Origin of the sequence: Streptomyces vulcanius, from assembly GCF_042653945.1 — a bacterium.
GTDB classification, from domain to species: domain Bacteria; phylum Actinomycetota; class Actinomycetes; order Streptomycetales; family Streptomycetaceae; genus Streptomyces; species Streptomyces mangrovi.
Map to the genome: position 1 here is coordinate 203,892 of NZ_JBHSFK010000010.1, position 20,559 is coordinate 224,450.

Annotated in this window: 19 protein-coding genes and 2 tRNA genes; 9 read left to right on the top strand and 12 right to left on the bottom strand. The window is 70.9% G+C overall.

The features are described 5' to 3' along the window. Nucleotides 1–65 precede the first annotated feature (65 nt). On the bottom strand, nt 66–1,718 hold the full coding sequence (locus ACFPIH_RS17740; RefSeq protein WP_381170925.1) for a Stk1 family PASTA domain-containing Ser/Thr kinase: 1,653 nt from the start codon (nt 1,716–1,718) through the stop codon (nt 66–68). 360 nt (nt 1,719–2,078) lie between these two features. Here ACFPIH_RS17740 and ACFPIH_RS17745 point away from each other — a divergent pair, with 360 nt between their 5' ends. From ACFPIH_RS17745 to ACFPIH_RS17760, 4 genes are all read left to right on the top strand, one after another. After that, nucleotides 2,079–3,686, top strand: a complete 1,608-nt coding sequence (locus tag ACFPIH_RS17745) for a protein kinase domain-containing protein (protein ID WP_465270373.1) — start codon at nt 2,079–2,081, stop codon at nt 3,684–3,686. Nucleotides 3,687–4,105: 419 nt separating this feature from the next. Continuing rightward, complete coding sequence (gene pdhA, locus ACFPIH_RS17750) at nt 4,106–5,284, top strand: pyruvate dehydrogenase (acetyl-transferring) E1 component subunit alpha (protein ID WP_381170921.1); 1,179 nt, start codon at nt 4,106–4,108, stop codon at nt 5,282–5,284. A gap of 1 nt (nt 5,285) precedes the next feature. Further along, nucleotides 5,286–6,263 carry an alpha-ketoacid dehydrogenase subunit beta gene (locus ACFPIH_RS17755; protein ID WP_381170919.1) on the top strand — a complete coding sequence of 326 codons (978 nt, stop codon included), beginning with the start codon at nt 5,286–5,288 and terminating at the stop codon, nt 6,261–6,263. A gap of 10 nt (nt 6,264–6,273) precedes the next feature. Then, nucleotides 6,274–7,755, top strand: coding sequence for a dihydrolipoamide acetyltransferase family protein (locus tag ACFPIH_RS17760; RefSeq protein ID WP_381170917.1), 1,482 nt, complete (start codon nt 6,274–6,276; stop codon nt 7,753–7,755). A 47-nt stretch (nt 7,756–7,802) separates the two neighbouring features. On the opposite strand, the gene ACFPIH_RS17765 is transcribed toward ACFPIH_RS17760, so the two are convergent. The 3 genes from ACFPIH_RS17765 to ACFPIH_RS17775 all read right to left on the bottom strand — a co-directional run bounded on the left by ACFPIH_RS17765 (nt 7,803) and on the right by ACFPIH_RS17775 (nt 9,053). Further along, nucleotides 7,803–8,057: a type II toxin-antitoxin system RelE family toxin gene (locus ACFPIH_RS17765; RefSeq protein ID WP_381170915.1), complete on the bottom strand. Its 255-nt coding sequence runs from the start codon at nt 8,055–8,057 to the stop codon at nt 7,803–7,805. Continuing rightward, the gene (locus tag ACFPIH_RS17770; RefSeq protein WP_381170913.1) at nt 8,054–8,401 is read right to left on the bottom strand and encodes a hypothetical protein; all 348 of its coding nucleotides are present in this window, start codon (nt 8,399–8,401) and stop codon (nt 8,054–8,056) included. The genes ACFPIH_RS17765 and ACFPIH_RS17770 overlap by 4 nt, the downstream gene beginning before the upstream one ends. A 64-nt stretch (nt 8,402–8,465) precedes the next feature. Further along, nucleotides 8,466–9,053 carry an ATP-binding protein gene (locus tag ACFPIH_RS17775; protein WP_381170911.1) on the bottom strand — a complete coding sequence of 196 codons (588 nt, stop codon included), beginning with the start codon at nt 9,051–9,053 and terminating at the stop codon, nt 8,466–8,468. Between the two features lie 45 nt (nt 9,054–9,098). Between ACFPIH_RS17775 and ACFPIH_RS17780 the strand changes: the two genes are divergently transcribed. Both ACFPIH_RS17780 and ACFPIH_RS17785 read left to right on the top strand, forming a co-directional pair. Beyond that, nucleotides 9,099–9,980 (top strand): helix-turn-helix domain-containing protein, encoded by an 882-nt coding sequence (locus tag ACFPIH_RS17780; protein WP_381170909.1) that lies wholly within the window; start codon nt 9,099–9,101, stop codon nt 9,978–9,980. 5 nt (nt 9,981–9,985) lie between these two features. Then, nucleotides 9,986–10,162, top strand: a complete 177-nt coding sequence (locus tag ACFPIH_RS17785; RefSeq protein WP_381170907.1) for a DUF397 domain-containing protein — start codon at nt 9,986–9,988, stop codon at nt 10,160–10,162. Here ACFPIH_RS17785 and ACFPIH_RS17790 read toward each other — a convergent pair whose 3' ends face one another. From ACFPIH_RS17790 to ACFPIH_RS17810, 5 genes are all read right to left on the bottom strand, one after another. Further along, nucleotides 10,163–12,454 carry a coiled-coil domain-containing protein gene (locus ACFPIH_RS17790; protein WP_381170905.1) on the bottom strand — a complete coding sequence of 764 codons (2,292 nt, stop codon included), beginning with the start codon at nt 12,452–12,454 and terminating at the stop codon, nt 10,163–10,165. It lies immediately after the preceding gene. Nucleotides 12,455–12,457: 3 nt separating this feature from the next. Continuing rightward, nucleotides 12,458–12,529, bottom strand: a tRNA-Tyr gene (locus ACFPIH_RS17795). 3 nt (nt 12,530–12,532) lie between these two features. Beyond that, nucleotides 12,533–12,605: transfer RNA gene (locus tag ACFPIH_RS17800), tRNA-Trp, on the bottom strand. 74 nt (nt 12,606–12,679) lie between these two features. Then, complete coding sequence (locus tag ACFPIH_RS17805; RefSeq protein ID WP_381170903.1) at nt 12,680–14,002, bottom strand: MFS transporter; 1,323 nt, start codon at nt 14,000–14,002, stop codon at nt 12,680–12,682. Continuing rightward, nucleotides 13,999–14,685 (bottom strand): GntR family transcriptional regulator, encoded by a 687-nt coding sequence (locus ACFPIH_RS17810; RefSeq protein WP_381170901.1) that lies wholly within the window; start codon nt 14,683–14,685, stop codon nt 13,999–14,001. Before ACFPIH_RS17810 ends, ACFPIH_RS17805 begins: the two co-directional genes overlap by 4 nt. A gap of 211 nt (nt 14,686–14,896) precedes the next feature. Here ACFPIH_RS17810 and ACFPIH_RS17815 point away from each other — a divergent pair, with 211 nt between their 5' ends. After that, on the top strand, nt 14,897–15,790 hold the full coding sequence (locus tag ACFPIH_RS17815) for a D-alanyl-D-alanine carboxypeptidase family protein (RefSeq protein ID WP_381170899.1): 894 nt from the start codon (nt 14,897–14,899) through the stop codon (nt 15,788–15,790). A gap of 79 nt (nt 15,791–15,869) precedes the next feature. Here the strand turns inward: ACFPIH_RS17815 and ACFPIH_RS17820 are convergent, their stop codons facing one another. Further along, complete coding sequence (locus ACFPIH_RS17820) at nt 15,870–16,694, bottom strand: maleylpyruvate isomerase family mycothiol-dependent enzyme (RefSeq protein ID WP_381170897.1); 825 nt, start codon at nt 16,692–16,694, stop codon at nt 15,870–15,872. A 197-nt stretch (nt 16,695–16,891) separates the two neighbouring features. On the opposite strand from ACFPIH_RS17820, the gene ACFPIH_RS17825 reads away from it, so the two are divergent. After that, on the top strand, nt 16,892–17,683 hold the full coding sequence (locus tag ACFPIH_RS17825; RefSeq protein ID WP_381170895.1) for a carbon-nitrogen family hydrolase: 792 nt from the start codon (nt 16,892–16,894) through the stop codon (nt 17,681–17,683). 33 nt (nt 17,684–17,716) lie between these two features. Here the strand turns inward: ACFPIH_RS17825 and ACFPIH_RS17830 are convergent, their stop codons facing one another. Continuing rightward, a complete protein-coding gene (locus ACFPIH_RS17830; RefSeq protein WP_381170893.1) occupies nt 17,717–18,373 on the bottom strand; it encodes a response regulator in 657 nt (218 codons plus the stop codon). Next, complete coding sequence (locus tag ACFPIH_RS17835; protein WP_381170891.1) at nt 18,370–19,650, bottom strand: sensor histidine kinase; 1,281 nt, start codon at nt 19,648–19,650, stop codon at nt 18,370–18,372. The genes ACFPIH_RS17830 and ACFPIH_RS17835 overlap by 4 nt, the downstream gene beginning before the upstream one ends. Before the next feature lie 156 nt (nt 19,651–19,806). Here ACFPIH_RS17835 and ACFPIH_RS17840 point away from each other — a divergent pair, with 156 nt between their 5' ends. Further along, nucleotides 19,807–20,436 (top strand): VanZ family protein, encoded by a 630-nt coding sequence (locus tag ACFPIH_RS17840; protein ID WP_381170889.1) that lies wholly within the window; start codon nt 19,807–19,809, stop codon nt 20,434–20,436. Nucleotides 20,437–20,559 lie beyond the last annotated feature (123 nt).

The following is a 20,559-nucleotide window of genomic DNA, read 5'->3' on the forward strand; positions in this document are numbered from 1 at the left end:
GCGCTACACACCACAGGGCCCGGCCGATGTGCCGGGCCCTTCTAGTACTGCAACGGTGCTCGCCCTCAGGACGCCGGGTTCCCCGTCGACACCTTGACCTCGATCTCCGGCATGTCCTCGGGGTCGACGTCCGTCCCGGCGGACGGGAACTGGTCCATGACCGCGCCGTCGCCGTACGTGTTCTCGTCGACGTGGGTGATCTTGTAGTTCCAGCCGGCTTCCTGGAAGCACGCCTTGACCGAGTCGATGTCCTTGTACCTGAAGTTCGGCATCTCGATCTTGTCGGGGTCGTTGTACGACTCCTCGGGCTCGGAGCACTCCGTCGGATCGATCGTCCTGGACGCGTCCGGACCGCGGTAGCCCGCCGCCTTGGTCGCCGATGCCGAGGCGCTGGAGCCGCCGTCGCCGTCCTCGGAATCGCCGCTGCCGTTGAGCGCCAGGCTCAGCAGCAGCGCGCCGACCGCCACCACCGCGACCAGGACCGAGCCGACGACGACCTGCTTGCTGCCCCGGCCCCCGCCGCCCGGGGCGGCGGGCTGCGGGGAGAGGCCGTACCCGGGCGGGGTGTGCGGCCCCTGCGGGTGCCCGTACCCCGGAGCGGGCGTCTGGGGTGTCTGGTAGCCGCCCTGCTGCGGATAGCCGTATGCCGCAGCAGGCGGTGTCGGCGGCGCGGGCGTGCCGTACGGGTTGGGGGGCGGTGTCCGGTGCGGCTGGTACGGGGTCTGGACCGCACCCACCGGCGGCGCGGTGCCCGGGCCGACCGGCGGGAACACCGCGGAGCCGACGCCCGAGCCGCTCTGCGCCGGGGCGCCCGGGACGATGCTCGGCGGGGCCGCCTGGACGGAGGCGGCGATGCGCAGGCACTCGTCGCGCATGGCGACGGCGGTCGGAAAACGCTCGTTCGGGTTCTTCTTCAGCGCGCGGGCGACGAGCGCGTCCACGGCCGGCGGCAGCGAACGGTTGATGGAGGAGGGCGCCACCGGCTCCTCCTGCACATGCGCGTACGCGATGGCCAGCGCCGAGTCCGCGTCGAACGGGATCCGCCCGGTGACCAGTTGGAACAGCATGATGCCGACCGAGTAGAGGTCGGAGCGCGCGTCCACGCCGCGGCCCAGGGCCTGCTCCGGGGAGAGGTACTGCGGGGTGCCGACGACCATGCCGGTCTGGGTCATCGAGGTGACCCCGGACTGCATGGCGCGCGCGATGCCGAAGTCCATCACCTTGACGACCCCGCGCTTGGTCATCATCACGTTGCCGGGCTTGATGTCGCGGTGGACCAGCCCCATCTCGTGACTGATCTCCAGCGCGGCCAGCACATCCGCGGTGATCTTCAGCGCCTTGTCGGCGGGCATCGCGCCCTGCCGCCGTACGTCCTCGTCGAGCACCGAGCCGAGCGGGCGGCCCTCGACGTACTCCATGACGATGTACGGCGTGGTCAGACCGCCCACGTCGTCCTCGCCGGTGTCGAACACCGAGACGATGTTGGTGTGCGTGAGCTTGGCCACTGCCTGGGCCTCGCGGCGGAAGCGCTCCCGGAATGCCTGCTCGCGGCCGAGCTCGGTGTGCAGTGTCTTGATCGCGACCTGCCGGTCGAGCACGGAGTCGTAGGCGAGGTGCACCGAGGCCATGCCGCCCTGGCCGAGCAGGTCGCGCAGTTGATAGCGGCCACCGGCGATCGCCCGCCCCGCGTAAGGGCTTTGTGCGCCGTCCTGGCTCATGTTCCGCTTCCCCCGTGGGCCTTCAGGCGCCGTCGACTGTCGTTGATCGAGGACTCTCGGTGATCGAAAGTGCTATTCCCGGCCAAGTCTGCCGCAGGCCACTGACACGTCAAGCGCGGTGCCCGTTCCGTGACCCTACGAGAAACAAGCGTCGCGGAAGCGTTACAGGTGCCGTACGGGCGGTACACGGAATTTGCACGCTGTACCGCCGTACGGGTTTGATGGCCGATCCGGCTCGGACCCGGTTGCGGGGCTCGTCAGGGGCTCATCCCGGACCGGAGGCTTGCGCGGAGGCTGTAGCGTGGCCGACGGAGACCGTGACAACACCGCGCGCACCGCGGGCAGAAACGACGGCGAGGACTGATGGCACAGCAGCGCGCTCAGGGCCCGTCCGACCCCGAGGCGGCTGGCGGCGGTATGTCAGACGCGCCGGAGAACTGGGGCAACGGCGGGCTGGTCGGTGACGGCCGGTACCGGCTGACCCGGAGACTCGGCCGGGGCGGCATGGCCGAGGTGTTCGCGGCCGAGGACGTACGGCTCGGACGTACCGTCGCGGTCAAACTGCTGCGCGCCGACCTCGCCGAGGACCCCACCTCCAAGGCCCGCTTCACGCGCGAGGCGCAGTCGGTGGCCGGCCTCAACCACCACTCGATCGTCGCCGTGTACGACTCCGGCGAGGACTTCGTGGGCGGCCAGAGCGTGCCGTACATCGTCATGGAGATCGTCGAGGGGCGGACGATCCGCGACCTGCTGCTCAACGCGGAGGCGCCCGGGCCAGAGCAGGCCCTGATCATCGTCTCCGGCGTTCTGGAGGCGCTCGCCTACTCGCACCAGCACGGCATCGTGCACCGCGACATCAAGCCGGCGAACGTGATCATCACGCACAACGGCGCGGTCAAGGTGATGGACTTCGGCATCGCGCGCGCCCTGCACGGCGCGTCGACGACGATGACGCAGACCGGCATGGTCATGGGCACGCCCCAGTACCTCTCCCCGGAGCAGGCGCTCGGCAAGGCCGTCGACCACCGCTCGGACCTGTACGCGACGGGCTGCCTCCTCTACGAACTCCTCGCGCTGCGTCCGCCGTTCATCGGCGAGACCCCGCTGTCGGTGGTCTACCAGCATGTCCAGGACATCCCGGTGCCGCCCTCGCAGACCTCGGGCGGCGAGGCCCCGCCGGAACTCGACGGGCTCGTCATGCGTTCTCTCGCCAAGGAGCCGGACGACCGGTTCCAGACGGCCGAGGAGATGCGCGGACTCATCCAGTACGGGCTGCAGATGCTGTACGACCAGGGCGCCCACACCGGCACCTGGAACACGGGCCCGGTCACGCCGGCCTCCGGCGGTGCGGCCGTCGGCGGTTACGCCGGGACCGCGGTGCTGCCGCAGCACGACGGCTCCAGCACCTCGCAGATCCCGCAGCCGATCCTGCCCACGGGCTACGGCGGCGGCGACGAGGGCGGCTTCGAGGGCCACGGCAACCGGGGCAGCGGTCGCGGCAAGCTGTGGATCCTGGCCGTCCTCGCGGTGATCGCCATCGCCGCGGGCGTCGCGCTGGCACTGAACCACCAGGGCTCGACCGGCGGCGACACCGACACCACGAAGTCGCCGAGCGCAACGCCGTCCGCGACCGACGAGTCGGCCAGCGAGACGCCGAGTGACGAGCCGAGCGACGAACCGTCGGACAACAACTCGGACACCGGCACGGGTTCGAACGACGGTTCGAACTACTCGCCGTCGTACTCGCCGTCGTACTCGCCGTCCAATCCGAGCAACAACACCAGCCCCTCCAGCTCGCCGAGCGAGGAGCAGTCGTCGCCGGAGGTCTCGGACGAGCCGACCGACACGCAGAGCAGTGACGCCGGCACGGACGACGGCGGCACCAGCGAGGGCACCGACCAGGGCACCACGGACGGCGGCACGACCCAGGGCAACACCACCCTGGGCGGTCTCGGCAACGCGACCTGACCGTCCCCCGGCAGTCGCACCCGACCGCATGGATCCGGCCACGACACGCCGAACGCCTCCACAACCGCAAACGTGACACATCCGCCCCCGGCAGCCTTCTGGCAGCCGGGGGCGGACTCTTCCCGTGGCGTGGGTCACCGGGATAACGTGCCGTTGTTCCGGCCCCCTGCAAGGCTGTGACCAGGAAAACTTCCCGATTTCGCGCATTTACTTGGAAATCCAAGCAAAAACGCAGGTCAGGAGGGGTTTCACAGAATTGTGGCCTACTGGGTAACGTGCCTGTTTGCAGGGCGCTCGCCGGGGCACCTGTCACGCCCGCGCCCGACGACGCCGCACCCACCCTGTGTGGCGGCGGGGGTGCGGGTGAGCCGCACTGGCGCCCGGCGAACCCGGGTGGCCGGACCGACGGAGGAGCACACGTGACCGTGGAGAGCACTGCCCCGCGCAAGCCGCGACGCAGCGCCGGTACCAAGAGCACGGCCGGCAAGCGAACGACCGCAAAGAATTCGCCAAATGCCGAGCCCGAACTCGTACAACTGCTGACGCCCGAGGGCGAGCGCGTCAAGAACGCCACATACGACAAGTACGTCAACGGCGTCACCCCCGAAGAGCTGCGCGGTCTGTACCGCGACATGGTGCTCACCCGCCGCTTCGACGCCGAGGCCACCTCCCTGCAACGCCAGGGCGAGCTGGGCCTGTGGGCGTCGCTGCTCGGCCAGGAGGCCGCCCAGATCGGCTCGGGCCGGGCGCTGCGCGACGACGACTACGTCTTCCCGACCTACCGCGAGCACGGTGTCGCCTGGTGCCGCGGGGTCGACCCCACCAATCTGCTCGGCATGTTCCGCGGCGTGAACAACGGCGGCTGGGACCCGAACGGCAACAACTTCCACCTCTACACGATCGTCATCGGCGCCCAGACCCTGCACGCCACCGGCTACGCCATGGGCGTCGCCAAGGACGGCGCGGACAGCGCGGTGATCGCCTACTTCGGCGACGGCGCCAGCAGCCAGGGTGACGTGGCCGAATCCTTCACCTTCTCCGCGGTCTACAACGCGCCCGTGGTGTTCTTCTGCCAGAACAACCAGTGGGCGATCTCCGAGCCGACCGAGAAGCAGACCCGCGTGCCGCTCTACCAGCGCGCCCAGGGCTACGGCTTCCCGGGCGTCCGGGTGGACGGCAACGACGTCCTGGCCTGCCTCGCGGTCACCCGCTGGGCCCTGGAGCGGGCCCGCAACGGCGAGGGCCCCACCCTCGTCGAGGCGTACACCTATCGCATGGGCGCCCACACCACCTCCGACGACCCGACGAAGTACCGGGCCGACGAGGAGCGCGAGGCCTGGGAGGCGAAGGACCCGATCCTGCGGCTGCGCCGCCACCTGGAAGCCGCAAACCACTCGGACGAGGGATTCTTCGCGGAACTGGAGACGGAGAGCGAGGCGTTGGGCAGGCGAGTGCGCGAAGCGGTCCGTGCCATGCCGGACCCGGACCACTTCGCCATCTTCGAGAACGTGTACGCCGACGGGCACGCGCTCGTCGACGAGGAGCGTGCCCAGTTCGCCGCCTACCAGGCGTCGTTCGCAGACGAGGGGGGTCACTGAGATGGCCGAGACGATGGCATTGGCGAAGGCGATCAACGAGTCGCTGCGCCGCGCCCTGGACACCGACCCCAAGGTCCTCGTCATGGGCGAGGACGTCGGCAAGCTCGGCGGCGTCTTCCGGGTGACGGACGGCCTGCAGAAGGACTTCGGCGAGAGCCGCGTCATCGACACCCCGCTCGCCGAGTCCGGCATCGTCGGCACCGCGATCGGCCTCGCGCTGCGCGGCTACCGCCCGGTGGTGGAGATCCAGTTCGACGGCTTCGTCTTCCCGGCCTACGACCAGATCGTCACCCAGCTCGCCAAGATGCACGCCCGCTCCCTGGGTAAGATCAAGCTCCCGGTCGTCGTCCGCATCCCCTACGGCGGCGGCATCGGCGCGGTCGAGCACCACTCGGAGTCCCCCGAGGCGCTCTTCGCGCACGTGGCGGGCCTGAAGATCGTGTCGCCGTCCAACGCGTCCGACGCGTACTGGATGATGCAGCAGGCCATCCAGTGCGACGACCCGGTGATCTTCTTCGAGCCCAAGCGCCGCTACTGGGACAAGGGCGAGGTCGGCACCGAAGCCATCCCCGGCCCGCTCCACAAGGCCAGCGTGGTCCGCGAGGGCACCGACCTCACCCTCGCCGCCTACGGCCCGATGGTGAAGCTGTGCCAGGAGGCGGCGAACGCGGCGGCCGAGGAGGGCAAGTCCCTGGAGGTCCTCGACCTGCGCTCGGTGTCCCCGCTGGACTTCGACTCCATCCAGGCGTCGGTCGAGAAGACCCGCCGTCTGGTCGTGGTCCACGAGGCCCCGGTGTTCTTCGGCTCGGGCGCGGAGATCGCCGCCCGCATCACCGAGCGCTGCTTCTACCACCTGGAGGCCCCGGTACTCCGGGTCGGCGGCTACCACGCCCCGTACCCGCCGGCCCGCCTGGAGGAGGAGTACCTGCCGGGCCTGGACCGGGTGCTCGACGCCGTCGACCGTGCCCTGGCGTACTGAGGAGAGGGTCGTGACGACGATGACGGAAGCATCCGTACGAGAGTTCCGGATGCCGGACGTGGGCGAGGGCCTCACCGAGGCCGAGATCCTCAAGTGGTACGTCCAGCCCGGCGACACCGTGACCGACGGCCAGGTGGTCTGCGAGGTCGAGACGGCCAAGGCCGCCGTGGAACTCCCCATCCCCTACGACGGTGTGGTCCGCGCCCTCCACTTCCCCGAGGGCACCACGGTCGACGTGGGCACGTCGATCATCGCGGTGGATGTGTCCGGCGGGGCCGCTCCCGAGGAGGCACCGGCGTCGGCACCCGCGCCGGTCTCCGCCCCGGAGGAGAAGAAGCCCGCGGGTTCCGGCCGCCAGCCGGTCCTCGTCGGCTACGGCGTGGCCGCCTCCTCCACCAAGCGCCGCCCCCGCAAGACCCCGGGCATCCCGGCCCAGGAGCCGACGCCTACGCCGGCGCCTACCCCGACTCCGGCCCCCGCAGCGACTCCGCCCCTCGCTGCGGCCGCTGCCGCTGCCGCGGTCCAGGCCGAGCTGAACGGCCACGGTCACAGCCATCCGGCGGAGGCGCCCGACATCCGGGAGCGCCCGCTGGCGAAGCCGCCGGTACGCAAGCTGGCCAGGGACCTGGGCGTGGACCTCACCACGGTCGTGCCCACCGGCCCGGACGGCGTCATCACCCGCGAGGACGTCCACGCGGCGGCGACACCGGCCCCGGCACCCGCACCGGAGGCCCCGGCCCAGGCCCCGGTCACCGCTCCGGTACCGGCCATGGCGCCGACGTACGACGCGGCACGCGAGACCCGTGTCCCGGTCAAGGGTGTCCGCAAGGCGACGGCCGCGGCCATGGTCGGCTCGGCGTTCACCGCGCCGCATGTCACCGAGTTCGTGACGGTCGACGTGACGCGCACGCTGAAGCTGGTCGAGGAGTTGAAGGCGGACAAGGAGTTGGCGGGACTGCGGGTCAACCCGCTCCTGCTGATCGCCAAGGCGCTGCTGGTCGCGATCCGGCGGCACCCGGAGATCAACGCGTCCTGGGACGAGGCCGCCCAGGAGATCGTGGTCAAGCACTACGTCAACCTGGGCATCGCCGCCGCGACCCCCAGGGGGCTGCTGGTCCCGAACATCAAGGACGCGCACGCGAAGACGCTGCCGGAGCTGGCGGAGTCGCTCGCCGAGCTGGTCTCCACGGCCCGCGAGGGCAGGACGTCCCCCGCGGCCATGCAGGGCGGCACGGTGACGATCACCAACGTGGGCGTCTTCGGCGTCGACACCGGCACGCCGATCCTCAACCCCGGGGAGTCCGCGATCCTCGCGGTCGGTGCGATCAAGCTCCAGCCGTGGGTCCACAAGGGCAAGGTGAAGCCCCGCCAGGTCACCACCCTGGCGCTCTCCTTCGACCACCGCCTGGTCGACGGCGAACTGGGCTCCAAGGTCCTCGCGGACGTGGGGGCGATCCTGGAACAGCCGAAGCGACTGATCACCTGGACGTGAGGTGAGTCCGGCCCCCGCTCACGAGTGGGGGCCGCGACCGCAGAGCCTCAGAGGGCCGTACTTCCCACCATGAGGACCTTGACTGCCACGGTGCCGCCGTCGATTTCGTACGTGGCTCTGTACACGCCGACGCGCAACCGCCGCAGGCTGGTGCCGCCGAGCTTGCTGCTTGCGGCCGGCTCTGGGTTCTGGGCGAGGGCATTGACTGCTTTGACCAGGGACTTCACCGCGTCGCCGTCGCGGGCGCGGAGGCGCTTGAGCCCTTCGGAGGCTGCCCTCTCCCAGATGATCGTGTAGCTCAAGAGGCTTCTGCTCCGGTGACGATGGCGTTGATTTCCGCCGGGGTGGACGTCGGACCGCCAGTGGCCCGCGCGTACAAGGACACGGCCACATCGGCGAAGTCGATCGCCTGCTCGCGCGCTTCCTCATCGGGAGCCGTGTCTGCCAGTGCCTGCGTCCACCAGTGGTTGAGGAACGCCTCGAAGCCGCCGGAGTCAGCCAAGGCGCCCAGTTCGGTGTAGAAGTCGGCGCGGTGATCCAGCCGCAGGGCCGCCCCGACGCCGTCGACCGTGCGCGGCACGACCTCGCTCGTGAATCCGGTGGCCTCCCGAGCCTCGGTCAGCGTGTTCTGCCACTCGGCTGCCATCTGCGTCTCCTTTCGCCGTCGGGCCAAGGTACCGCCATGGCACCCTCGCAGACGGCGCAGCAGGCTACGCATGGGCGCCCCGCGGAATGTCCAGTTCAGCCCAGATCGTCTTGCCGACGGTGAGTCTCTCCGTGGCCCAGCGGGCGGCGAGGGTGTCGACGATGAGCAGGCCTCGGCCGAACTGGTCGTCGCGGTCGGCGGGGCGGGGGTCGGGGAGGCGCTCGCCCCTCGGGTCGGTGACGGCGATGCGCAGGGCCGTGCCAGAGAGGGACGTCTCCACGCGGAACAGGCGGTTCCGCAGGCAGCCGTGCAGCAGGGCGTTCGTGCACAACTCGCTTGCGATCAGGGCGGCGTCGCCCGCGGCGTGGGGGTGTCCCCAGTCGGCGGCGAGCTGGGCGACCCGTCTGCGGGCGAGGGTGACGCTGCGGGGGTAGGGCGTGTAGCTGACGGCGTCGAAACGGTCGTAGGTCTTGGGATGCCCCGGGGGCGGGCAGGAACCGTTCAGGGGAACGCACCTCCTTGTGCGTCGTCGACGCCAGGGGGTGGCTTCGCCGCGCCCCGGGTCCGGGCAGCGCGGTGCTCTTCCGCCGACTGGTGCCGCTAGGTGGTCGATTGAGTACTTACGGTAGCCTCGAAAGGAGTTGGGCAGCAATCGAACATGGACAGAAATTTCGCTGTCCTAGGGAGGGAGTGCGATATGGCGGGTACGGACCCCAATAGGGGAAGGACGATCACCACGGTTCTGGGGCGTCGGCTGGGCGGAGAACTGCTGCGCATGCGAGAGGCGCGAGAGCTGCGCCAGTCGCATGCGGCCGAGGCGCTGACCGCGTCCGTCACCAAGGTCACCAAGATCGAACGTGGCCAGGTCCCGATGCGGGACCCGGACGTCAGGGCGCTGTGCCATCTGTACGGCGAGAGCGACGAAGCCGTGATCGGCAAGTTGCTGGCCCTGGCGAAGGCGGACCGCGACCGGCGCAAGGCCAAGGGCTGGTGGAATCAGTACCCGCAGCTGAAGGCGCAGATCGAGTACGTTGCGCTGGAGGACATCGCCACGGAACTGCGTACCTGGCAACTGACCTTCGTCCCAGGGCTTTTGCAGACGGCCGATTACGCCCGTGCCCTCGCGGTGGGCAATGGCGCCTGGGAGGACCTGGACGAGATCGAGACCTTCGTCGAAGCGAGGATGGCCCGTCAGACAAGGCTGGTCGGCGAACGTCCGCTACAGCTCTGGGCCTTGTTGCATGAGGGGGTGCTGCGCCAGCTCGTCGGGGGGAGGGACGTCATGCGGGCCCAGTTGGAGCATCTGTTGGAGGCGGCCCGCCTGCCCCAGGTGCGCGTGCAGGTCGTTCCCTATATCGCGGGTGCCCACCCCGGTATGACCTGTGCCTTCACGGTGGTGTCCTTCGCGGAGCCCGGCGCTGTGGATGTCGTACAGGTGGATACCTCGTCGACGAAGGTCTGGTTGGAGAGCGAGACTGATGCGGCGCACCACAACGCGGCCTTCGATCGCATCGCGCGACTCGGGTTGGCGCACAGCAACTCCGTCAGACTCATCGACAGCATCCGCAAGGAGATGTAGCCACCGTGTCCGACTACGACTTCCGTAAGTCCACGTACAGCAGCGGCGACCCCCACGGCGAGTGCGTCGAAGTCGCCCGAAACCGCCCCCACACCGTCGCCGTCCGGGACTCCAAGGAACCCGGCGGGCCCATACTCCGGCTCACCCCCGCAGCATGGGCCGCGTTCACCCGGGAGCTCTGACTACACCGGATCCGCCGCCAGCCAGTGCCTCTCGGTGGTCCAGCCGAGGAGCAGTCGGCCCTCGCCCTCGTCCGCCGTACCGCCCTCCGCGACCTGGCGGAGGCCGGTCAGGGCGGGGGCGAGGCGGGCGGTGACGTGGGTGGCGTGGCGGTCGGCCTCCTCCGTGAGGCGGGCCAGGGTGCGGGCCTGTTCCCGAGGGGTGCACAGGGACAGGTGGAACAGCAGCTGCCGCCAGGCGTAGGCCACGTCCTTGATCGTGGCGAGGGGGCGCGGATTGCCGTGCACCCGGGCGGTCAGCCGGCACACCGTGCCGAAGGTGCGGACGGCCAGGTCCGCCCAGCCCGGCGCCGGGGCGATGCCGACCCGGTGGACCAGGGTGGCCAGATTGTGCGTGGTGAGGATCTGCGCCTGTTCGATCACCATGCCGCTTCCGGCGACGGAGCCGAAGTCGTATCCCCGGCGGTTCGAGGAGAACCCGGCCCGTTCGGCGCACAGTTTCGCGAACCCCGGCGAGGTCCGCTGCGGTGTCCTCGCCGCGGGGTTCGCCAGCTCCCGGACCGCCCCGTAGTCGATGCCGTAGTAGCTCTCGTAGAGCGAGCCCCCGCCGAGGAGTTCCGCCGCGACCCGGGCCGCGTCGAGGAACTTCGGGGTGAACGTGCCCACGAAGATGTCCGCGGCGAGTTCCTCGACCAGGGGCGCGCTGAGTCCGGACTGCCGGGCGAGCATGGACAGCTGGCTGACCAGCCGGTTCGGCAGGATCGTCCCGGGGAAGGCCTGCACGGCCAGTTCGCCCAGCTGCCGCAGCGCGGCGGCCGACGCCTCGCCCGCGCCGCCCTCGGCGCGCTGTCCGGCCACGGCCTTCACCCACGGCAGTTCCTCCATCCGCACCTGCCGCTCCAGGCTGAGCAGCAGCAGCGAACGGCGGCCGGCGAACGCGCGGTGGTTGGCGGTGGCCAGCGTGCGCAGGGCGGGGTCCCGGTAGGCCTGGGCGGTGGTGACGGCGACGAGCTGCGGAACCAGCTCGGCCAGCACCTCGGCCGAGGGCACCACCCCGCGTGCGACGAGCGTGCCGACGGGCGCGCTCAGCGCCGCCTCCACGGGGCGGCGTACGGCGGCCGGGACCCCCGCGCCTACCGGCAGCCCGGTCTCGTGAGCCTCCGGGCCGGTCACCGGGACGAGCAGCGGGTCGACCTCGGCCACGCCCGTCTCCTGTTCCAGCTCCGACAGCCGGCGCAGCACCAGTTGGGCCAGCGCGTGGTGCGAGGGCAGCGCGGCCTGGGCGGCCTGCGCCCGGCGCAGCGCCGTGTGCGACGTGGAACCGGGCAGTCCGCGCCGCCGCACCATCGAGGCCACGGCGTGCCGCAGCAGCCCGAGCCGCCGCGCGTCCAGCGCCCGCCCGGCGACGGTCTCCTCCAGCGCGCCCCGCAGGATCCCCAGGTTCCCCTTGGGGCTGAGGTGCTTGGTGCAGTAGGTGTGCCGGCGCGCGAGGTCGCGGTGCCGGCGGAGCAGTTCGGCGCCTCTGATATGCCAGGCGTCGTCGGTGGCCGGGACCTGGACCGCTCCGGTGGCGTCGGCCGTCTCCAGCCAGTGGGCGAGGAGTTCGTCGCCGAAGGGCTGCCAGACGGTCAGTGCCTCGCGCTGGGTCTCCACCGCCCGGTTCGGCCGGCGCCGGATCAGGGTGTCGGTGGCCTCGCCGACGGTCGCCCGGTGCACCGCGCCGGGGTCGGGCGCGGGGCGGTCGGCCGGGCGCGGGGTGAACCGCAGGCGTCCGGCGAAGGGGGCCAGTTCCCCGACGAGGGCGACCGCCGCGTCCAGCTCACCTGCGCGGGCCAGCCACGCCACGGTGAGCAGGGCGGCCTCCTCGGGCACGGTCACCTCGTACCGGCCGCTGTCCAGCAGCTCGTGCAGCCGCCCGAGGCCGTCCTCCGACAGCCAGTGCGCGAACAGCGCCTGCCGCTGCGCGGGCACCCCGGCGACGCGTGCCGCCTCCACCTCGTACTCCGTCAGCGGCCCCCCGGCGCCGGCCTCGCCGGTGGCGAAGCCGCCGCGCAGGACCTCGGGCGTCACCCACGCCGGAAACCCGGTGACGGGTGTGCGGGAGCCGATCGTGAGGTGCCCGCTCGCCATCCCGGCGAGGACGGCCCGCCAGGACCGCCCGCGGTCCTCGGCCCGGCGGCGGGTGTCGGGGTCGTGGTGGGTGAGCGCGGTCCTGAGCGCCTTGGCGAGCTCGCCGGAGGCGTACCCCGGGTTGGCGGCCGGTGCGAGGTGCTGCTGGTCAGCGTCTTCGTTCATAAGCCGACGTGGCAGGTGCCGCCCCCGCCCCCTCCGGGTTTACAGCCCGGTGCTCTGCTGCTGAGCTACACGCCGTAGCCGACGTGGCGGGTTCCGCCCCCGCGCCCTCCGGGTCTGGAGCCCGGTGCTCTGGCTACTGAGCTACACGTCGATGACACCGACGCTAAACGCCGAACGGACGTACGGACAAGCGGGTTATGCCCGAAGGCCACCCCGCGGGGCCGTTCAGACCGACTTCGCCGGTACGTGCACCGTCTCCACCCGGCTCGCGACCAGCCGTTCCCGCTCCCGCCGTGCCGCGCGCCTGCGCAGTCGCAGGATCTGGCTGACGCCGACCGCCTGGAGCAGGAACACCACGGAGAACGCGACCGAGTAGTTGCCACCGGTGGCGTCCAGCAGCACGCCGATCGCGAACAGGGTCGTCATGGACGCCACGAAACCACCCATGTTGGTGATTCCGGAGGCGGTGCCCTGACGCTCGGGCGGATTCGCGGGGCGGGCGAAGTCGAAGCCGAGCATGGAGGCCGGTCCGCAGGCGCCGAGGACCGAGCAGAGGGTGATCAGGAGCCACATCGGGGCGTGGTCGCCGGGGTACGACAGCGTCACCGCCCACATGACCGCCGTGGCGCCCACCGTGCTCAGTGCCAGCGGCAGCCGCGCCTCGTGGTGCCGGGCGACGATCTGGCCGTACACCAGGCCCACGACCATGTTGGAGAGCACGACCAGGGTGAGGAGTTCGCCGGCCGTGGCCCGGGACAGGCCCTGGGCCTCCACCAGGAACGGCATGCCCCACAGCAGCAGGAAGACCATCGCCGGGAACTGGGTGGTGAAGTGCACCCACAGCCCCAGCCGGGTGCCCGGCTCCCGCCAGGACGCGGCGATCTGCCGGCGGACGTAGGCGGCGCCGTGGTGCGGGAACGGCTCGGGCTCGTGGCCCTCGGGGTGGTCCTTCAGGAAGAGCAGCAGCAGAACGAGGACGACGACGCCCGCGAACGCGCTGCCCGCGAACGCGGCGGTCCAGCCGACGCCGTGCAGCAGCCGGGCCAGGACGAGGGTGGAGACCAGGTTGCCCGCCATGCCGGCCAGCCCCGCCAGCTGCGCCACCAGCGGGCCGCGCCGCGCCGGGAACCACCGGCTGCCCAGCCGCAGCACGCTGATGAACGTCATCGCGTCGCCGCAGCCGAGCAGCGCGCGGGAGGCGAGGGCGGTGCCGTACGACGGGGAGAACGCGAAGCCGAGCTGGCCCGCGGTGAACAGGACCACGCCGATCGCCAGCACCTTCTTGGTGCCGAGCCGGTCGACGAGCAGGCCCACCGGTATCTGCATACCGGCGTAGACCAGGAGCTGGAGGATGGAGAAGGTCGACAGCGCGGAGGCGTTCACATGGAAGCGGTCCGCCGCGTCGAGGCCGGCGACTCCCAGGGACGTACGGAAGATGACGGCGACGAAGTACACGGAGACGCCGATCCCCCAGACGGCGAGTGCACGGCGTCCGCCGGGCGGGTCACCCGGAAGGGTGGAGTTGGCGGTGGGGCGGGAGGCGCTCACCGCACCTCCCCGCGGGCGAGGTGGGAGAACCAGCTGATGTGCCGGTGGACGACGCCTACGGCCTGCTCGGCGTCGCCGGAGCGCAGCGCCTGGAGGATCTCCTCGTGCTCGGTGAGGGTCTTGGCGATCCGGTCGGGGTGGGAGTGCAGCACGGCGACGCCCATCCGCAGCTGCCGGTCGCGGAGTTGGTCGTAGAGCTTCGACAGGATGTCGTTGCCGCCGCTGCGGACGATCTCCGCGTGGAAGCAGCGGTCGGTGACGGCCGCCGCCGCCAGGTCGCCCGCCGCGGCCTGTTCCTTCTGCCGCGCCAGCAGCTCCTCCAGGCGCTCGACGAGCCCGGGGGGCGCGGGTACGGCCTTGCGCGCCGCGTGCTCCTCGACGAGCAGCCGGGTCTCGACCACGTCCTTGATCTCCTGTGCGGAGACCGGCAGGACCAGGGCGCCCTTCTTCGGGTAGAGCTTGATCAGCCCCTCCACCTCGAGGCGCAGCAGCGCCTCGCGGACGGGAGTGCGGGAGACCCCGACGGCCTCGGCGAGCTCGCCCTCGGTGAGGAGCGTGCCCCCCTCGTAACGGCGGTCCAGGACACCCTGCTTGACGTGGGCGTAGACACGGTCGGCGGCGGGCGGCTGCCTGACGTTCGGGGGGTGGTTCTCCAGGGCGGCGGGCGGGGCTGCGGACGACATGCCCACAGGATAGATACAACACGTACCCATCGCGAGGAACGTCCATCATGCGGGACCCGCGCCGGGCGGGAACCAGGGGTAATCAGAAATTCGTCCCAGCGGACGCACAACCTTCTGTGCTACTTACGTGTCACACACATGCGGCCCCATCAACTTTGCTTTCCAACTCGGCCGCACATCAGGTGCATTCGACGTAATCGGGGTATTTCAGTTGATAACCGCCACAAAGGGCATCCGCGTTCGAGCCGCCGCCGTCCTCGCCACGGCCAGTGCAGTGCTCGCCGGAGGAGTCCTCACCGCGGCACCCGCGCAGGCTGTCACGACGCCCACGATCACCGCCAAGGCCGGCTACGTGATGAACAACGCCAACAGCAAGCAGCTGTACGCGAAGGGCGCCACCACCAAGCTTTCCACCGGTTCCACCACGAAGATCATGACCGCGGCCGTCGTGCTGTCGCAGTCGAACCTCAACCTGAACACCAAGGTCACCATCCAGAAGGCGTACAGCGACTACATCGTCGCGAACAACGCGTCGTCCGCCCGCCTCATCGTGGGTGACAAGGTGACCGTCCGCCAGCTGCTCTACGGGCTGATGCTGCCGTCCGGCTGCGACGCCGCGTACGCGCTGGCCGACAAGTTCGGCACGGGTTCGACGCGGGCCGCCCGTGTGAAGAACTTCATCGCCAAGATGAACAACAAGGCGAAGTCGTTCGGCATGACGAACACCAAGTTCGACTCGTTCGACGGCATCGGCAACGGCTCCAACTACTCCACCGCCAAGGACCTTTCGATCCTCGCCAAGAACGCGCTGAAGAACGCGAACTTCCGCGCGGTCGTCAAGACCAAGTCCTACCAGGCCAAGACGGTCACCAAGACGGGCACCACCCGCACCATGGCCGCATGGGCCAACACCAACACGCTGCTCGGCTACAAGGGTACCTTCGGTGTGAAGACCGGCTCCGGCCCCGAGGCGAAGTACTGCCTCGTCTTCGCCTCGACCCTGAACGGCAAGACCATCGTGGGCACGGTGCTGGCGTCCACCAACGCCACCACCCGCACCGCGGACGTGAAGAAGCTCATCACGTACGGCTTCGCCAAGGCGTAACGCCCGCACCGCTCGTCATCCGGAACGGGCCCGCCGTGATCCACACGGCGGGCCCGTTCCGTCGTCTCCGCCCACCGGGCTACTTCGTGACCGCGAAGTTCCGCAGGATCGCCGCCGTCAGCCGCGGTTCGCCCTCCGCCTTCACCCGGTCCGCGACCGCCTCCGGCGTCACCCGGCCGCAGGCCAGCCGGACGTACGTCTCCCAGTCCAGGGTGAAGGAGGCCGCCGGGCCGAGCGCGGGGACCGTCTCCAGGGTGCCGCGGCCCTGGATGTCGACGCGGATGGTGCGCAGGAACTCGATCGGGCCGTTCACGTCGAACACCACCGCGGAGCTGCGCGGGGCCTCCGACCGGTCGGCGACGACGGACGGCAGCTCGTCGAGCAGCACGTCACGGGCGATGTGCGCGCCGGGGGAGTCGAGGTTGCCGGGGCGGCCCACGGCGGTGCGCAGGTCCTGCTCGTGCACCCACACGTTGAACGCGTGGCCCCGCATGGACTCCTCCAGCGTGAGCTCCGTGCCGAGCGGGCCGCGGACGACGGTCGTCGGCTGACGGGTCTCGTTGCGCAGCTGGCGGTTGCGCCGGATGATCATCAGCTCCAGCTCGGACGTCATCTCCGGCGCGGTGTGGTGCCGGCGGACGTCGACCTGCCCCTCCATGTACCGCTGGATGTCGGTGGTGACGTGGTAGAGATCGCGCGGGAGTGAGTGGATCGGGCGGGGATCGCCGTACATCTCGCTGTCCAGGCCGATCACATGGGAGACCACATCGCGGACCGACCAGCCGGGGCACGGTGTCCGCCAGTTCCACTCGCCCTCCACGAGCGGCTTCACCAGCTCGGATATCGATTCGATGGAGTGGGTCCAGGCGTCGGCGTAGGGCTGGAGGGTGGGATGCAGACTCACGGAACGGGACCCCTCGGCGGTCGGTACACGGGCGGATGGTGACGGCGGACGTCGGCGGGTTCTGAGACTCCCCCGATTCTCGGCTGCGCTCGAATCGGGGGGACCCCCAAGTTACGCTGCTGCGAAGCACCCCGGCAGTGCTTTCGTGTGACGATCGTAGGCCGTGTGGACGGCTCGAATGCCAGGACGGTGGTAATGTGCGCGCCTCTCTGATCCAACTCGCCGTGGACGAGGGCGAATCGGTCGAATCGCGGCGTGCGCGGGTCGCCTCGCTGGTGCGGGAGCAGGCCGGTGCCGCCGAGCTCGTGGTGCTGCCCGAGCTGTGGACGACCGGGGCCTTCGCCTACGAGGCGTTCGCCGCCGAGGCCGAGCCGCTGGAGGGGCCGACGTACGAGGCGATGGCCAAGGCCGCGAGCGACGCGGGCGTGTGGCTGCACGCGGGCTCGATCCCGGAACGGGACCCTGACGGCCCCCTCTACAACACGTCTCTCGTCTTCTCCCCCTCCGGTGAGCTAGCCGCCGCCTACCGCAAGATCCACCGCTTCGGCTTCGACAAGGGCGAGGCGGTGCTGATGGGCGCGGGCGAGGAACTGGTGACGGTCCGGCTGCCGGACACGACCCTCGGTCTGGGCACCTGCTACGACCTCCGTTTCCCCGAACTGTTCCGCGGTCTCGTCGACGCCGGCGCCGAGACCTTCGTCCTCCCCGCGGGCTGGCCGGAGCGCCGCCGGGCGCACTGGACGCTGCTGGCCCGGGCGCGGGCGGTCGAGAACCAGGCGTTCGTGCTCGCCTGTGGAACGGCCGGGACGCATGCCGGGGTTCCGCAGGCGGGTCACTCGATCGTGGTGGATCCATGGGGCGAGGTACTGGCCGAGGCGGGCCACGGCGAGGAGATCCTCAGGGTCGACTTCGACCCGGCGAAGGTGGCGACGACCAGGGAGCAGTTCCCGGCCCTCAAGGACCGGGTACTCGGCAAACGGACCCCCTAGTCCCTACCGGTCTCTACTGGTCCCTACCGGTCTCTACTGGTCGACGAGGCCCGACCGCCAGGCCCAGGCCGCGATCTCGACGCGGTTGCGGGCGGAGAGCTTGGTCTGCACATTGCCCAGGTGGGTTTTCACCGTGCCGACGGAGATCGACAGCTCGGCGGCGATCTCCGCGTTGGTGAGCCCGCCCGCCACGAGCCGCACGACATCCGTCTCACGCGCCGACAGCCCGGTCGGCGCGGCCTGACGCGGGCCGGACGCGGCCCTGCCCGGCAGCCCCCGCAGCAGCCGCAGCGTGATGGACGGGCTGACCAGGGCCTCCCCGGACGCCGCGGCTCTGATCGCCTCGACCAGCAGCGCGGGCCCGGAGTCCTTGAGGAGGAAGCCGCAGGCGCCGTCGCGCAGGGCGCGGTGGACGTACTCGTCGTCGTCGAACGTGGTGGCCACGACGACCTTCGGCGGGTCGACCAGGCCCGGTCGGGTCAGCCGGCGCAGCGCCTCCAGGCCGTCGAGCCGGGGCATGCGGATGTCCATGAGCACCACGTCGGGCCGGTGCCGTTCGGCCAGTTCCACCGCCTGCAGGCCGTCCGCCGCGTGTCCGACGACCTCGATGTCGTCCTCGGCGGACAGGATCATCTCGAAGCCGGTGCGGACCATGGCCTGGTCGTCGGCGAGCAGTACCCGGATGGTCACGCGGCCCTCCCCACCCTTGCGTCGAGCGGCTCACCCACGGGCAGTGCCGCCTCGACGCGCCAGCCCCCGCCCGACGCGGGACCGGCCTCGACCCGGCCGCCGATCAAGCCGACCCGCTCGGCCAGCCCCTTCAGCCCGAAGCCCCCGCCCAGCGACTGAAGGGCGTGCAGGGCCTGGTGGCCCGCGCGCGGCCGTCCGTCGTCGCCGACCGTCACGGTGACCCGGGGCCCGGTCCGCACCAGGCTCACCTCCACCTCGGTGAAGTCGCGGGCGTGCTTGCGTATGTTGGTCAGCGCCTCCATCACCACCCGGTGCACGGTGGTGACCACCTCCATCGGCAGATCCGCGAACTCACCCTCCGTCCGCAGCGTCGCCCGGCCGCCGCCGACCGGGGCGAACTCCTCCACGAGGGACCGCACCTCGGCCATACCGGCCAGCGGCGCGAGGTCCGCGTCCGGTGACTTCCCGGTCTCCTGCGGGCCGGAGTCGCGCAGCATCCCCACCATCGCGCGCATCGACTTCAGCGCCTCCGCCCCCGCGTGCTCGATCCGTTCCAGCGCGGGCGGCACCAGGTCCGGCCGCCGGGCGGCGACCGAGCGCGCGCCCTGCGCCTGGATGACGATGCCCGTCACATGGTGCGCGACGAAGTCGTGCAGATCCCGGGCGAACTCCGCGCGCTGCTCCAGCCGTACGGCGCTGTCCCGCCGCGCCCGGTCCGCGACGACCAGCCGCACGGTCAGACCGATGGCCACGGCCGCCGTCGCCGCCAGGGTGAGGAAGAACGCGAGGACCATGCCGCCCAGGTCGATCTCGGCGGCCAGCGGGCGCGTCACGATCGCCGCCACGGCCAACGGCGCGGCCACCGCCGACCACACCGGCGCCCCGCGCCAGGTCACGAGGACCAACAGGCCCGACAGCGCCGCCGGTTCGGTGAATCCGATCGGCCCCTCCACCGCGGTGAACTCGTCCAGGCCGGGGGCCGTCCCCGCGATGACATGGACGGCGACCGTGATGCCGAGCGAGGCCACCGCCGCGAGCCCGGCAGCGAGCGGCAGGCCCCGTGCGCCGAGCCGGGGCCAGAGCAGGAGGGCGGCGACCGTCAGCAGGGCGGATCCCAGCGTCAAGGGGCCGGTGGTGGTGGCGTCGAGCCTGGTGAACGCGTTGTGGGCGTATCCGAACACGCCCATCGCGTAGTCGAACAGACCGAGACCGAGCAGCAGGACGACCACCAGGGGCCATACCACTTCGCTTCGCCTCGCCCATCGCCAGGAGCTCATGCCGGGAGCGTAGCCGGGACATCTGCCGAAAGTCGTAGCGGTCGGCCCGAAGATCCGACTTTCGCAAGATCCGCCGCCCCGGTGCGGCGGGCGAGAGTGGCCCTCGCCGCCGGACGTCACCGGCACCCGTCCCTCCCCACCGAGGAGCACTCCCCCATGGGCAACGTCAACTTCGAGATCGGTGCCTTGACCGTACTGGGGCCCCTGATGGCCGCGTTCACCCTCTTCCTGGCCTGGCGCGCACGGCAGGGCAGGCCCGGCTGGACCGGGCAGCACACGCTGACCCGTCTGCTGGCCGCCGCGTACGCCGCCGGCGTGCTCAGCCTCACGGTCTTCCCGATCGTCGTGACCTACGGCGAGTACGCCAACCAGATGCCCTGGACCAGCCAGGTCAGCTACATCCCCGTGCCCAGCCCCGACCCCAGCATCGTCGCCAATGTGGCCCTGATGGTCCCGCTCGGCATGCTGCTGCCGCTGATGTCCGCCAAGGCCACCTCCCTCGGGCGGGTCACCGGCTTCACCGCACTGGTCAGCCTGTCGATCGAGCTGACCCAGCTGCTCAGTTACATCGTGTGCAACAACGCCCGCTCGGTGGACGTCAACGACCTCATCGCCAACACGCTGGGCGGACTGGCCGGTTACCTGATCCTGCGCCGGGCGATGCGCGTCCCGGCCCTGGGCCGCCGGCTGAACGCCCTCGCCCTGCCGGGCTCGGCGCTCGCCACGGGCGGGATCGACGCCCGCCGCGGCACGCCTCGCGTCGTGGAAGCCACCGTGACCAAGTAGCCCGTGCCCCCGCGCCGGTGTCCGCGATTCAATGCGGGCATTCAAGTGGCTGACAACACGGCGACAACAACCGAGCAACGAACCGTTGGTTGACTGCGGTGACGCCGACGGGCGGCCTTCGTA